This window comes from Brevundimonas sp. GW821-FHT09G01 (genome assembly GCF_059416065.1).
Genome location: NZ_JBWKOL010000006.1, coordinates 227,107 through 240,741, shown reverse-complemented (window position 1 = coordinate 240,741; position 13,635 = coordinate 227,107). Strand labels below are relative to the sequence as shown.

The following is a 13,635-nucleotide window of genomic DNA, read 5'->3' as shown; positions in this document are numbered from 1 at the left end:
TGAGCGCTCCTGATCCACCGGATACGCCATGCGCCTGCTGTTGTTGCCCGCCGTTATCGGCCTCGTGTTCATGCTTGCCCCGGCCCCCGAGGCGCACGCCCGATCGGGACAGGACCGCGCGACGGCGGTCGAAGCCCTGGTCCATTCCGCCGCCAAACCCGACGAACCCGGGCTGGCGGTGGCGGTCCTGGTCGACGGAAGGGTGGCCGCCCGCGCGGTCGCGGGCCAGGCTGACCTCGAACACAGCGCGCCTGTCGAGGACGCCACGGTGTTCCAGGCCGCCTCCCTGTCCAAACAGGTCACAGCCTTCGCCATTCTCCTGCTGGAGCAGCAGGGCAAGCTGTCCATCGACGACCCCGTCTCGGCCTATCTGCCGGAAGCCAGGCGGTGGCCGCCGATCACGCTGCGGCGCCTGATGGACCATACCAACGGCCTAAGGGATGTCGGGGCTCTGTTGTCCATGGCCGGCTGGCGCGATGAAGACCTGGTCACGGATCAGCAGGCGCTGGACATGGTGTTGGCTCAGGACGGCCTGAACTTCGCGCCCGGCGCCGGCTTCCAGTACAACAACTCCGACTACGTCCTGCTGGCCGAGGTCGTGCGCCGCGTGTCCGGCCACAGCTTGGCCGACTTCAGCCAGACGAGGATCTTCGGGCCGCTGGGCATGACGCATACGCGGTTCCAGACCGAACTGACCACGGTCCGCCGGGGAGAGGCGCAGTCCTATGCGCCGGGGGCTGACGGCTTTGAGCGGCAAGTCCTGAACCACCTCCACACGGGATCCACCGGCCTTCACACCACGGCGGAGGACCTGCTCCTCTGGGCAGAGAATTTCGAGAGCGGAGAGGTCGGTGGTCCGGCCGTGTTCCGGCGGATGGAAGCCGTAGGTCGTCTGAACGACGGCGCCGAGAGCTTCTACCCCTATGCCCTGGGTCAGGAGCGGCGCGTCTACAACGGACGCCAGGTCTGGAGCCACGGCGGAAGAACCGGCGGCTTTCGCAGCTTCCTGCTTCGCATTCCGGGCGAGCGGCTGGCGATTTCGGTGCTGTCGAACCGCAGCGACCTGGACGCCTCCGCCATGGCCTACCGCATCGCGGACATCTATTCGCCCGCGACCGCGCCCGCGCCGCCAGAGCCCAGAACGGAACCCACGCCAGGCGATCTGGCCGCCTACGCCGGTGACTATGAACTGTTCCCCGCCGTGTTCCTGACCTTCACCACGGACGGCGAACGGCTGTTCCTCGCCGTCCGGGGGCAGCCCCCCGCCCCCTTGCTCGCTCTCTCGCCACGCACCTTCGAGCTGAACCCCAGAACCGGTCTATCGGTGACGTTCGACGAGGTGGTCGCCGGCCGGAGCCGAGGCCTGAAATACGTCATCGGTCGGAACGGCGCCCTGTCGGCGACGCGTACTGACCTGCTTCCCTTTGACCCCGCCTCTGTCCGGCCGGAAGACTATGCCGGACGATATCGCAGCGTGGAGCTGCGCACGGAGTATGTCTTCCAGGCGGTCGACGGCGATCTGGTCGCCCGCCACCCCCGCTGGCCTCCGATGCGAATGCGGGCCTATCTACCGGATGTCTTCGCCGGAGACGAAGGGCCGCTGTCGCGTGTGCGCTTCAAGCGGGACGCCGACGGTCGCGTCATTGGCTTCGAACTGTCTGGACCGGTGGCGGAGGGGATCGTTTTCGTCCGTGAGCCGCTTCAGGACTAATGCAGATCGGCGTCCCCGGCGAAGGGCCACATCCCTGCCCGCTTGGGACGGGGGGATTGGGGCGACAGCTGGTCCAACCCTGACACAGAGGTTCTGCTCCCAAAGGTCTCGAATGCGGCCGCAGCGGACTTTCGGGTCTGGCAGCTAGGTCGCGCGCACTGAGAGAACTGAAACAATGAGCCGCTTGCGCTTACGCGCCCGACGGAGTTGTTAGTCGCGCGCTGTGCGCCAATGCGGGTGAGTGACATAGGCCGTCACCGCGCCCTCTTTCCCAGCCTCTATCGTCACGGCCACGCCCTTCGGCATATGGACGATGCTTCCCGGACGGGCGGACACCACCTCGCCCTCCGAGGATACGGTCAGTTCCCCCTCCAGGACGATCATCACGTCGTCAACAGCCATGGTCTCGCTGAGGCTCGTGTTGGATCCCCAACGACCGTAGCCAATGGTGATCGGCGCCGCGTCCCTCTCGTCGACAAGGTTGCCGGTGAAGATCTCGCCCTCCTGATCTGGAGACCGTTCGAATTGAGCGTCGGCAAACGTGAAGCCCTGCATCCTCATGATCGTTTCCCAAAGGCGATTGGCTGCGGCCTTCCTGCTTAGTTCCAATCCCGTCCGTCAGTTCCCGGCGAGCTCCGCGGGCCGACTCCTGTCGTTGATCCACCACCGGCGCGCTTCAGGAGCGCAACGAACTGAACAACCCAGCGGATCACGTCCGAAGCGTCGGCCACGCGCCAGTAGCGGACATCGATTCCCTTGCCGGAAGACGTCATTCCGCAGGACATGATGACGACCGGTTACTCCCCTCCAGCTATATACTCGGCCAACTGACGATGATCTCGACCTCACGGCCCGCATAGGCGGCGTACTCGCCATCGACGCGCATCCGGTAGAGAGCAGCGGCCCGGACACCGGCCTGGCCATACCGGCTCCCCGGCGGGGTCTCGGACAGAGACTCGCAAGCGGTCAGGGTCCCATCGTCCAGCACAGAGCATTTCACGAAGGCATGGCCCGCTCGGCGATTGGCTGCACGGGGCCGAAGGCGTTCGAGATCTGCGGAGGTGGGCTGATCGAGCCATTCCGGCTCGGCCGGGATTGCGACAGGCTGTGGTGATTCAAGGGGGGCCGGGGATTGAACGACGACCGGGCCGGGAACAGCGGCTGACGGCGAAGCGCCGAGGGACGGCTCCGTTGTCGTCACCCCGAGGGCGTCCAGCGTCTCGAGGTCAAGGTAGCCGGTGACGCGCAGACGGTTGGCGGCCTGGAAAGATCGGAGGGCGGTCTGCGTATTGGACCCGAGCAAGCCGTCGACGCCGCCCGTGTCATAACCACGGACCGTGAGGGCGGTCTGGACCCGCCGAACGACCGTGCGAATCTCGCCCTGCGAGAAAGCGCGGCCGGACATCCGGTCGCTGGGGGCCGATAATCCGGAGGAGACAAACGGATGGCTGGTCGCCGGCGCCGGCGCCTGCGCTGGAGCGGGCGCCGCCGGCCGGTGCGGGGCCGGTCGCGAGTAAAGCGGCGCAGGGGACGTGTAACGCGGCGCGCGATAGCCGCCGCTGCCGGAATAGTGCGACCGGTGGGAACTGTGGCTGCGATGGCTGGAATGGCTGCGGTGTTGAGCCAGCTCGAGGAGCCGCTTGGTCTGGGCGGGATCGCGCCAGTAGGTCGCGGCGCGCACCAGATCGCTAGGATTCCGGTCAACGGTCTCCCCTGCACTGCCGGGTTGGGCGAGCGCCGGCTCGGCGGCGGCGAAAGGACTGGCGGCACCGAGCAACAGAACGAGATGATCACGCCATTTCATGCGGCGGTCTCCAGGGCTTTGAGGGGGCGGACGCCGCGGCTGCGCCAGGTCGGGCCGGCCGAGGCGAAGAAACCGCTGCAGGATCCGGCCAGCTCGCAGCCAGCGCATTCGGGCGCGAAGTCGTTCTTCCAATCGGAGATCGACTGGCGCGCATAGGGCCACAGCGCTTCCGGTAGGACACAGAGCGGCAGGTTGTAGATCGACACCGGCAGGCCGCGATGGGCCAGGTGGAAGACTGCGTCCGAAAGCTGGGGGATGTAGTCCAGCGGATCGATCCAGAGGCGGTCTCGGTTGGTCTTGGCGTAGCCCATGGGCTCGAGCCCCATCAGCGCCACATGCTCCACGAACGGCAGCCGCCGGTAGATGTAGGAGGCGAGCTGAGGCAGGCGATCGACGGTCATCCTGTGCAAGACCACACGGATCTCGACCTTGGCGCCGAGCCGACCCAGCTCGTACAGCCCCTGAAGGGTCTCTTCGAACGCGCCGGGCGCATCGACCACCTCATCATGCAGGTCCGCGACATCGCTGTAGAGCGGAACCGCCCAGGTCACCGCCGGATGACCACGGCGAGCCAGGCTTTCGGCGACGAGGCGATCGGCGAAGGTGCGGCCGTTGGTGAGGATGTGGAGGCTGGTGGCTGGCAGGTGCAGGGCGCAGGCGTCGATCAGAGCGCCGAGCGCCTCTCCGAGCAGGGTCGGCTCGCCTCCGCTGACGCCGAGCTGGGCCTCGTCCTTGTCGATCAATTCAACGAGCTTGAGCAACTCCGCGACGCGCCAGGAATCATCTTCATTCCTCGGCGGCTGAGAACACATCAGGCAGCGGCTGTTGCACTGTTCCGTGGCGAACAGGGTGTTGGCGCGCGAGTCGCGGCGGTAGAGCACCGAGACAAGATTGCTGCCGGGTCGGACGCGGATGACATCGCCGGGCTGGATGACCGCCGGGTCACGGGGATCGACGATCTCGACACCCGCCGCTCGGATCGGCGCCGCCGAGAGCGAGCCGACAAAGCCCGGCGCCTGAGCCTCCCATAGGATGACATCGGACCAAGCGAACACGCCCGACGCGGCTTCAGCCGGCGTGAGGACCTTGTAGAGACCGACCTCCTCGACGCCGGAGACCCGGGCGTGGGTATGGAGCGGCAGGCTCATCGGTCCACCCAGCCGGGCTGCAGGACCTCATGGCGCGGCTTGCGCAGCGCCCAGGCGGTGAAGGTCGCGAGGGTGTCGACATCGGCGTCGGCCAGCCGATTGAACAGCAGGGTGAACAGGGACGTGTGCTTGCGACAGAAGTCACTGGTGGCGCGGTCGCCGATCGGGTCGCCCTGGACGGTCGCATGATAGACGGGGTCGCTCCCGCAGAAGGGCACGAAGGCGCAGGTCGAACAGCCCGGCAGAGCCTCGGCGACGGCGCCGGTGGCGAGCCAGCGCATGGCCGGCGAGGTCATCAGGGTCTCGAAGGAATCGGTCACCCGACCGAGCGAGAAGCGGTCGTCTCCGGTTCGGGCGGCCATCCGGGCCTCATCGGCGGGATACACTTCCCCGTCGTAGTTGTAGACGAGCACGCCCAGTCCCGCCCCTGCCGGCGACCGAAGATCGACATAGCCCGAGTGGAACGGGGTCATGATGTGGCGCAGTAGGATGGAGGCGTAGGTTTCCTCGAACGTCTCGCCCGCCGCGTTGAGCTCGAGAATGTAGTCGAGCGCCTGCTCATAGAAGGCGGTGAATTCGGCGATGTCGTAGCCGATCGCCCGGCGGGTCTTGAGCGCGAAGCCGTAGGGGCTGATCGGCCGCAGGAAGATCGAGGGAAAGCCGAGCGCGCGGTAATGGTCGATCAGTCGCCGGGGGTCTCTGAGCGCGGCGCGGGTCAGGGTCGGCAGAGCGCTGACGCCGTCCTCGCCGAGAATGTCCTGGGCCCGACGCAGGGCGTCGATGGTCCGCGCCCAGCTGTCCCGGGTCGGATTGGGTCGGTGAGCGTCGTGCAGGTCGGCGGGCCCGTCGATCGAGGTCGATAAGCGGATCTGGTTGTCGCGGCAGAACACCAGGTCCGCGTCAGACAGATGGTGCAGCGTCGAGACCATGGAAAAGCCGAGGCGACGCCCCTCGGTCTCGTTGCGCCGCTGAGCCAACTCTACGATTTCCCGGACGAGGTCGAAGCGAAGCGCCGGCTCGCCGCCCTGGAATTCGATGGTCAGGTCCCGCGAGGGAGACTCGAACACCCGGTCGATCGCCGCCGCGGCATCGCGGCTCGACATGTCGAAGCCCGCCGCCCCGACGCCGGCCCGCGAGACCTGGCAGTATTGGCAACTATGGTCGCACCGCAGGGTGACGACGAAGATATGCAGCGACGGCCCCTCCAGAAGGAAGGCCTTGCGGGTGGCGTGGGCCGCGCGCTCAAGGTCGCTCCAGGCCTCTGGGCCTTGGTCCGCCAGCAGGCTCCTGGCTTCCAGGTCGCGATAGCGCTCGCCCAAAGCGTCAAGGCGCCCGTCCAGGAGCCGGGCGTGCGTGTCCGCATCGAGCACGGCGTAGTCGCCGAAGTCGTTGCTGACGAGCACACGCGCGCCGTTCGAGTCGAGATGGGTCGATCGTCGCAACAAGACCTCCCCTTCCCGTCACAGTTGCGACAGAACGCCGTTTCAGATTTAGGTGCAAGATCAATCTCTGCTGGACATGCATTCGGCAGGCGGGGGTGTGGAACCGATGAGCGACACGGCTGCGACGACGCTCCGGGCGCGGCTGCATAAAGCGTTGGATCCGCGCGCCCGGACCACGGGCTTGTCGATGCTGAACCGGTTGCTGGTCGGTTTCATCCTGGCGGCCGGCGTCCTCGCCGTTCTCGAAACCGAACCGACCCTGCGAGCCTATCAGCGGGCCTTCACTGGCCTCGAGACGGGGTTCGGTCTGGTCTTCGCGCTCGAATACGCCGCGCGCGTGTGGACTGCGCCGGAACAGGACCCGGCCCGTCCAGCCTGGTCGCAACGTCTGGGATTCATGGTCTCGCTCGCCGGCCTCGCCGATCTGCTCGCGATAGTCTCCTCGTTCGCCTTCGTCGGCGGCTCCGGCGCCTTGCTTCTTCGCGTCGTGCGGCTGGCGCGTCTGCTGCGCCTCGCGAAACTCGGGCGGATGTCGCGCGCCCTGGATCATATGATGGAGGCCGTCTCCTCCCGGCGGGACGAACTGTTCCTCAGCTTGGCCGCAGGCCTGGTCCTGATGGTCGCGGCCGCGACCGCCCTTTATCTGGCGGAAGGCGCCATCCAGCCCGACAAGTTCGGCAGCATCCCGAGGGCGCTGTGGTGGTCCGTGGCGACCATGACGACGATCGGCTACGGCGATGTCTATCCGGTCACGGCCCTGGGCAAATGCCTCGCCACGGCGGTCGCTCTGATCAGCATCGGCGTGATCGCGATGCCGACCGGGATACTGGCCGCCGCCTTCAGCGACGCCATGCAGAGGCGCCGCCGAAGCCCAAGTTGAGCTCAGGTCCAATCGGAGAAGCCAGACGGCGCCGGCGGCCTCTAATGACCGAAATCCCGGTCCCGAGCTCTGTCAGGACCCATAAGCGCGAAAGCGTCTCGCCGCCCGGAGTCCGAGAATAGTCGCAGCCTCATCTTGGAAGCCCCCCGGACGACAAGTCAGCAATGCGCCAGAAGCGGACATCGGCTCGCCGGCAGAAAGCGGACACCCGAAGAGTGCCCTATGCCTCAATCATCTCATGTGCCTTCAAAGCCAGATCGCTCATGACAAACGGCTTGGTGAGCACCTCCATCCCAGGTGCTAGCAAGCCATTGCCCACCGCCGCATTCTCGGCATAGCCGGTGATGAACAGCACCTTCAGGTCCGGCCGGGTCTCTCGCGCCGCGTCGGCAACCTGCCGCCCGTTCATTCCGCCGGGCAGGCCGACGTCCGAGATCAACAGGTCGATACGCCGGTCCGAGCGCAGGATCTCCAAGCCCGACGGCCCATCGGGCGCCTCGATCACGCGATAGCCGGCGTCGCCCAGCACCTCGGCGACCAGCATGCGCACGGTCTCCTCGTCGTCGATGATCAGGACCGTCTCGCCGTGCCCGCCCTCGGCCACGGGCTGATCGATCGGCGCGTCGCCGGCTTCCACATCCCCCAGGTGGCGGGGCAGATAAAGGCACATGGTCGTGCCCTTGCCGACCTCGGAATAGACTCTGACCTGACCGCCCGATTGTCGCACGAAGCCGTGGATCATCGACAGGCCCAGCCCGGTTCCGTGGCCCATCGGCTTGGTGGTGAAGAAGGGGTCGAACACCTGGGCCTGGATTTCTGGCGTCATGCCCGTGCCCGTGTCGGTGACGCACAGCGACACATACTGGCCCGGCGGCAGGTCGCGGTCGCGCGAGGCCCGGTCGTCCAGCCATTTGTTCGAGGTCTCGATCGTCAGCCGCCCCCCGTCCGGCGCCATGGCGTCGCGGGCGTTGATGCACAGGTTCAGCAGGGCGTTCTCCAGCTGCGACGGATCGACCTTGGTCATCCAGAGGCCGCCGGCGCCCACCACTTCAAGGTCCACGTCTGGCCCGATGCTGCGCCGGATCAGATCATCCATGCCGTTGATCAGCCGGTTCACGTCGGTCGGCTTGGGGTCGAGCGTCTGGCGGCGCGAGAACGCCAACAGGCGCTGGGTCAGCGACGCGGCGCGCTGGGCCGAGCCCTGGGCGGCGTCGATATAGCGCTCCATGCCGTTCAAGCGGCCTTCGGACAGTCGCTTGGACAACAGCTCCAGACTGCCCGAGATGCCGGCAAGCAGGTTGTTGAAGTCGTGGGCAATACCGCCGGTCAGCTGGCCCACCGCCTCCATCTTCTGGCTCTGGCGCAGGGCCTCCTCGGTCTCGCGCAGACGCGCCTGTTCGTTCAGCCGTTCGGTCACGTCATAGGCGAACTTGAAGGCGCCGATGATCCCGCCGTCGGCGTCGCGCAGCGGATACAGCCGGATTTCGTGCGGGCTCCGGGCCCGGGCCGGATCGCCGACCTCCATCACCTCGTTGACCGTGGCGCCGCCCATGGCGCGGCCCCACAGGGTCTGGAATCGGGCCACCTCCTCCGGCAAGTGCTCCAGGACTTCGAGCAGGGACTCGCCGACTTCGGGCCGCCGTCCGAAGACACGTTCGAATTCGTCGGCGGCGGCGCGGTTGACGGCCACCCAGCGGAAGTCCGGCCCGATCACCTGAACGAAGGCGTCAACCGACTCGACCACGTCGGCCAGCACCTTGCGCTCCGCCAAGGTCTCGGCGACCCGCTCCTCCAAGGTCGCGTTCAGTTCGCTTAGCTGGGTTTCGCGGGCGCGCAGGGCGTCCTCGATTTCGCGCCGTTCGTCGATATCGATGACCGAGCCGACATAGCCCAGGTACTCGCCGCTAGCGTCGAAGCGGGGACTGGCCGCGTCGATAGCCCAGCGATAGACCCCGTCGGCCCGCCGAAGACGATACTCGACCTTGAACGGCGCCTTGGCGGCGTTCGCCGTGACGAAGGCGTCCTCGGCCCGCGCCTTGTCGTCAGGGTGGGTGACGTCCAGCCACCCGTATCCCTCGGCCTCGCCCTCGGTCTGGCCGGTGAACTCGTACCAGGTCTTGTTCAGATAGGTGCAGTAGCCCGTCGGGTCGGTGACCCACATCATCATCGGCGTGTTGTCGGCCATGTTGCGGAAGCGGGCCTCGCTCTCGCGCAACTCGGCCTCGGCCCGCACCCGTTCGACGTGGGCCCAGGACCGCTCGGTGACCTCGCGGAGGGTGTCCAGCTCCTCCTCGGTCCAACGGTGCGGCCCGCGGTGATGCACCGCCATTAGCGCGGTCAGCCGGCCCTCCTTGACCAGGGGCATGCAGATGGTGGCGCCGATGCCGATGGCCTGGAAGGTCGCGGCCTCCTCCGGCGCGATCTCGGTCAGGTTGTCGTTGATGATCAGCGGCCGCCGGGCGCCCAGCTCCTGCACCGCCAGCTTGCCGAAGTCGGCCAGGCTGTAGTGACCGACAATGCTGGCCATGCCCGGCTCGGCCCAGTCGCCGCGAATGGTGAAGCCGTCCTGGTCCGCGTCCATGTCGGCATAGGCGCAGTTGGCCACGCCAAGATGCTGAGCGGTCATGCGCGTGGTGACGGCCAGGACCTCGTCGGCCTCGGTGACCTTGGCGACCTCCACGTTCAGGGCGTCCAGGAAGCGCAGGCGCTCGGCGTTGCGGCGCAGCGCCACGGTGGCGCGGGCGCGCTCCGTCGCTGTTCGCACACGCTCGGCTACTTCGCGGACCAGGGCGAGGTCGTCCGCGGACCAGTGGCGCGGCGCGGCGTTGTTGACGAACAGCAGGGCCACGACCTTGCCGCGCTCAATCAGCGGCAGGTTGATCAGGGCTCGAGCGCTGATGGTGTCCAGGGCCACGCCGCCGTCGGTCACCCGCGGGTCGCTGCCGGCGTCGTCGAACACCACCACGTCGCCGCGCGCCAGGTCTTCGATGTAATCGCCAAAGTCGCGGAAATGGATGACCCCGGCGATGCTCTGGACGCCCGGGGCATTGTAGTCCCGCTCGATGGTGACTGTCTCGGCGACAGTGTCCATCACGCCATAACCGACCCGACTGACCTTCAGGGCCTCGGCCAGGATGCGCGCGGACGCCTGGGCGATCTCGGCGGGGTCGGTCAGGTCGCGGATGGCGTCGTTCAGGTCCAGCAGCACCTGCTGGCGCAGCTCCAGACCCTTGCGGCCGGTGATGTCGTTGAACAGGATCGCGACGCGTCGATCCTCGGGTCGGCCCAGACGCAGCGCCTGCACGTCATACCAGCGGCCGAAGACGTCGGCGGGGTTCTCGAACCGGGCCGGTTCGCCGGTCAGGGCGACCTGGCCGTACAGGTCGAACCAGTGCTGCTCCAGACCAGGCGCGACCTCGGACACCCACTTGCCGTTGGCGCCGACCAGCCCGGTCAACTGCTCGAAGGCGGCGTTGCCCTCGACGATCATGTAGTCGACCGGCCGTTGCTCGGCGTCGAATTTCATTTCGATGATGCACAGGCCGGTGGTGCTGTCGCCGAACAGGGTGCGATAGCGCTCCTCGCTTTCGCGCAGGGCGGTTTCCGCCTTGGCTCGCTGGATGATCAGCGCGGCTATGAACGTGACGACGTCCACCTGCTCCAGGTCAGCGGGCGCGGGCTCGCGAGGCTCGCGGTAGTACATCGCAAAGGTGCCCAGTACGGCTCCCGACGCCGACCGGATGGGAATCGACCAGCAGGCGCGCAGGCCATGCGTTAAGGCAAGGTCCTTGAAGTCGGCCCACAGCGGATCCGTGGCGATGTCCGAGACATAGACGGGCTGCCCGCCATGCGCCGCCGTGCCGCACGAGCCGACGCCGGCTCCGATGGCGATCCCGTCGATAGCCTGGTTGTAGGCTTCCGGCAGGTTCGGCGCCGCGCCATGGCGCAGGTGCGTCCCGTCTTCGTCGAGCAGCAGGATCGACCCGACCATGCCTGACGGCGAATATTCTTCGACGATATGCAGCAACGCCTCGAGGGTGGTCGCCATCGAGGCGTCCTCGATCGCCAGTTCGAGCAGGCGGTTGTGCGCTTCGCGCAACTCGTCCGTCCGCTTACGCTCGGTGATGTCGAAGGTCACGCCCGGGAAACGCAACGGCCGCCCGTCCTCTGACAGCGTGGCGCGCCCCTCGGCGGCGACCCAGCGCACCTCTCCGCCCGGCTGGACCAGGCGGTATTCGGTGTTGAACACATCGCCGGTGCTCAGCGCATTGGCGATCAGTGCCTGCGTCGGGCCGACGTCGTCGGGATGGATCGCCTTGAGGAACTCGGCGATCGCCGCCCCTCGCCGCGCGATCTCCGGGTCGACGCCATACAGGCGCGCGAAGCGTTCGTCCGCGTAGACCCGGTCGCTGGGTACGTCCCAGTCCCAAGTGCCGATCCCGGCGCCGGCCGAGAGAGCCATATCCAAGCGTTCCGCCACCGCCCTTTTCTGACGGTCGGCCAGCACCCGCTCGGTCGTCTCGACCACCGTGGCGATGACCCCGGCCGGCTTTCCGTCCTCGCCTGGCACCGGCCAATAGTCGAGGTCCATCCAGACCTGTTCCGGCTCGCCCGAACGGTACAGGGTCAGTTCCTGGTCCTTGTAGGCCAGCGTGCCGCCAGCCAGGCCGACCCGCATGACATGGTCGTTGAAATCCGCGACCTCCGGCCAGCCCTCGCGGACATTGGAGCCCAGCAGGTCCGGATGCCTCCCTCCGGCGAAAACCGAATAGGCGTCATTGTAGATCATCACGCCGTCAGGGCCCCACAGCATGACAATGGGGATGGGCGCGGCAATGAGCAGGCCGGTGGCGGTCTTGAGGCTCTGCGGCCAAGTCTCGACAGGGCCCAGCGGGGTCGAGCCCCAGTCATGTCCCCGGATCAGGCGAGCCGTATCGCCCGTCGCTGCTGCCAGGAAGTCGCCGGGGTCCGGGTCCCTGGCGTGGTCGATGGCCTGTTCGTCCCAGTCTTTCAGAAGCTTGCTCCCCCTCCATCTCCACAGATGGCGCTCGTCGTTCAACGCGCGTGAACGGCAAAGGCTTCACGGTGACAGAGGCTGCCGGGCTGATCTGTCAAATTTCTGAGGAGCGGACCAACTCCGCGACCGATACGGACCTCGCCGGCCGGGATAGTCGCCCGGGTGTTGCGAAACCTCAGAATGCGAGGGCAATCTCCGCATCGCGCCAAAAGCAGTCATTCATAAATTGGCGGAAACGCAGGATTCCGACCACCAAGTCGGATCGGACGCTTGGCCCCGTCTAGGGACGCGGACGCTCGCCCACCTGTCCTGGCGCGGATCGACACCTGCGGCGGAACAGCAGACCCGGGGCCGAGTTTTCTGAGGACTTCCCGTCCAGAAAGCTGCCGACTATGAACAGCCGTCTTGTCCTTCAGGACCCCCGCGAACAGTATCCGCGCCCTCCTTTTCCCAAGCAGCCGCAGCCTGAGCCCGGTCTCGCCGCGAGGATGGAGCCCCAGCCCGACCATGGTGAAACGAGCTATCGGGGCGCCGGTAAACTAACGGGCCGCAGAGCGCTCGTGACCGGCGGAGACTCCGGTATCGGTCGAGCCGCCGCGATCGCCTACGCGCGTGAGGGGGCGGATGTCGCTATTTCCTACCTGCCTTCCGAGGGGACGGATGCGCAGGAGGTTATCGCCTTGATCGAGGCCGAGGGCCGCAAGGCCGTCGCCTTGCCGGGCGACATCACGGACGAAGCCTGGTGCCGGCAGATGATCGACACGACGGTGGCCGAACTCGGCGGCCTCGACATTCTTGTCATCAATGCCGGTCACCAGCAGTACCGCGAGGACGTGAGCGAGGTGTCCACCGAAGATTTCGACCGAACGATGAAGACCAATCTATACGCCTTGCACTGGATCGCGCAGGCGGCTGTGCCGCATCTTTCCGCCGGCGCCGCGGTCATCACCACAGCCTCGATCCAAGCCTACGAGCCGTCGGCGATCCTGCTGGATTATGCGACGACCAAGGCAGGCATCGTGGCTTATACCAAGGCCCTCGCGAAGCAGCTTATCAAGAAAGGCGTCCGGGCCAATGTGGTCGCGCCCGGTCCCTTCTGGACAGCGATGCAGCCATCCGGTGGCCAGCCACAGGAGAAGGTCATGCACTTCGGTGAGCAGAGCGAATTCGGAAGACCCGGCCAGCCTGTTGAGATCGCCCCTGTTTACGTCCTGCTCGCCTCACAGGAAGGCAGCTTCATCTCCGGCGAGGTGTATGGCGTCACCGGTGGGGCGGGCGTCGCTTGAAGCGAAACACCCATTGAGACCCTGGCCGCTGTTATCGTCATGAGTGGAAAATGACAGACATCTGGAAGGCCATCAGCTCCGCTATTCGGTGACTTTCCCGAGCCTGCAACCGTCGGCTCAACAGCAAACGCCAACCGTGACGGCGACTGCTATGCGCCAACAGCGGACATTAGCGCGCAGCCTGAAAGCAGGCATTCGAGCCGGGCTGAGGCCGAGGTCCGCTTTCGAACCATTGCGGACACTGGCCGCCAGTGCGACCGTCTTCGAATGATTAGAGCAACGATCCTGTTTGCCGTGTTCATGCTGGCGAGCTGCGGTCCTCGCACGATTGCACTGGCGGAGGGGCA

The 13,635-nt window shown here is 66.6% G+C and carries 8 protein-coding genes; 3 read left to right on the top strand and 5 right to left on the bottom strand.

From position 1 onward, the window contains the following. The first annotated feature begins 28 nt into the window (after positions 1-28). Entirely contained in the window at positions 29-1,711 is a 1,683-nt protein-coding gene (locus AC07NB_RS13245) for a serine hydrolase domain-containing protein (RefSeq protein WP_494571347.1), read from the top strand. Between the two features lie 210 nt (positions 1,712-1,921). Here AC07NB_RS13245 and AC07NB_RS13240 read toward each other — a convergent pair whose 3' ends face one another. The 4 genes from AC07NB_RS13240 to hxsB form a co-directional block, all read right to left on the bottom strand. Then, positions 1,922-2,272 carry an ethanolamine utilization protein gene (locus AC07NB_RS13240; RefSeq protein WP_494571348.1) on the bottom strand — a complete coding sequence of 117 codons (351 nt, stop codon included), beginning with the start codon at positions 2,270-2,272 and terminating at the stop codon, positions 1,922-1,924. A gap of 250 nt (positions 2,273-2,522) precedes the next feature. Continuing rightward, the gene (hxsA, locus tag AC07NB_RS13235; RefSeq protein WP_494571349.1) at positions 2,523-3,515 is read right to left on the bottom strand and encodes a His-Xaa-Ser repeat protein HxsA; all 993 of its coding nucleotides are present in this window, start codon (positions 3,513-3,515) and stop codon (positions 2,523-2,525) included. Further along, on the bottom strand, positions 3,512-4,663 hold the full coding sequence (hxsC, locus tag AC07NB_RS13230; protein WP_494571350.1) for a His-Xaa-Ser system radical SAM maturase HxsC: 1,152 nt from the start codon (positions 4,661-4,663) through the stop codon (positions 3,512-3,514). Before hxsC ends, hxsA begins: the two co-directional genes overlap by 4 nt. Next, on the bottom strand, positions 4,660-6,105 hold the full coding sequence (gene hxsB / locus AC07NB_RS13225) for a His-Xaa-Ser system radical SAM maturase HxsB (RefSeq protein WP_494571351.1): 1,446 nt from the start codon (positions 6,103-6,105) through the stop codon (positions 4,660-4,662). The genes hxsC and hxsB overlap by 4 nt, the downstream gene beginning before the upstream one ends. A 187-nt stretch (positions 6,106-6,292) precedes the next feature. Here hxsB and AC07NB_RS13220 point away from each other — a divergent pair, with 187 nt between their 5' ends. Next, on the top strand, positions 6,293-6,985 hold the full coding sequence (locus AC07NB_RS13220) for a potassium channel family protein (protein WP_494572584.1): 693 nt from the start codon (positions 6,293-6,295) through the stop codon (positions 6,983-6,985). Between the two features lie 220 nt (positions 6,986-7,205). On the opposite strand, the gene AC07NB_RS13215 is transcribed toward AC07NB_RS13220, so the two are convergent. Further along, on the bottom strand, positions 7,206-12,044 hold the full coding sequence (locus AC07NB_RS13215; RefSeq protein WP_494571353.1) for a PAS domain S-box protein: 4,839 nt from the start codon (positions 12,042-12,044) through the stop codon (positions 7,206-7,208). A gap of 350 nt (positions 12,045-12,394) precedes the next feature. Here AC07NB_RS13215 and AC07NB_RS13210 point away from each other — a divergent pair, with 350 nt between their 5' ends. Continuing rightward, on the top strand, positions 12,395-13,288 hold the full coding sequence (locus AC07NB_RS13210; RefSeq protein WP_494571354.1) for an SDR family oxidoreductase: 894 nt from the start codon (positions 12,395-12,397) through the stop codon (positions 13,286-13,288). The last annotated feature ends 347 nt before the right edge of the window (positions 13,289-13,635 follow it).

Coding starts and splice junctions, on each gene's coding strand:
- hxsA (WP_494571349.1), bottom strand. CDS start 3,515: ATGAAATGGCGTGATCATCTCGTTCTGTTGCTCGGTGCCGCCAGTCCT.
- AC07NB_RS13220 (WP_494572584.1), top strand. CDS start 6,293: ATGCTGAACCGGTTGCTGGTCGGTTTCATCCTGGCGGCCGGCGTCCTC.
- hxsC (WP_494571350.1), bottom strand. CDS start 4,663: ATGAGCCTGCCGCTCCATACCCACGCCCGGGTCTCCGGCGTCGAGGAG.
- AC07NB_RS13245 (WP_494571347.1), top strand. CDS start 29: ATGCGCCTGCTGTTGTTGCCCGCCGTTATCGGCCTCGTGTTCATGCTT.
- AC07NB_RS13240 (WP_494571348.1), bottom strand. CDS start 2,272: ATGAGGATGCAGGGCTTCACGTTTGCCGACGCTCAATTCGAACGGTCT.
- AC07NB_RS13210 (WP_494571354.1), top strand. CDS start 12,395: ATGAACAGCCGTCTTGTCCTTCAGGACCCCCGCGAACAGTATCCGCGC.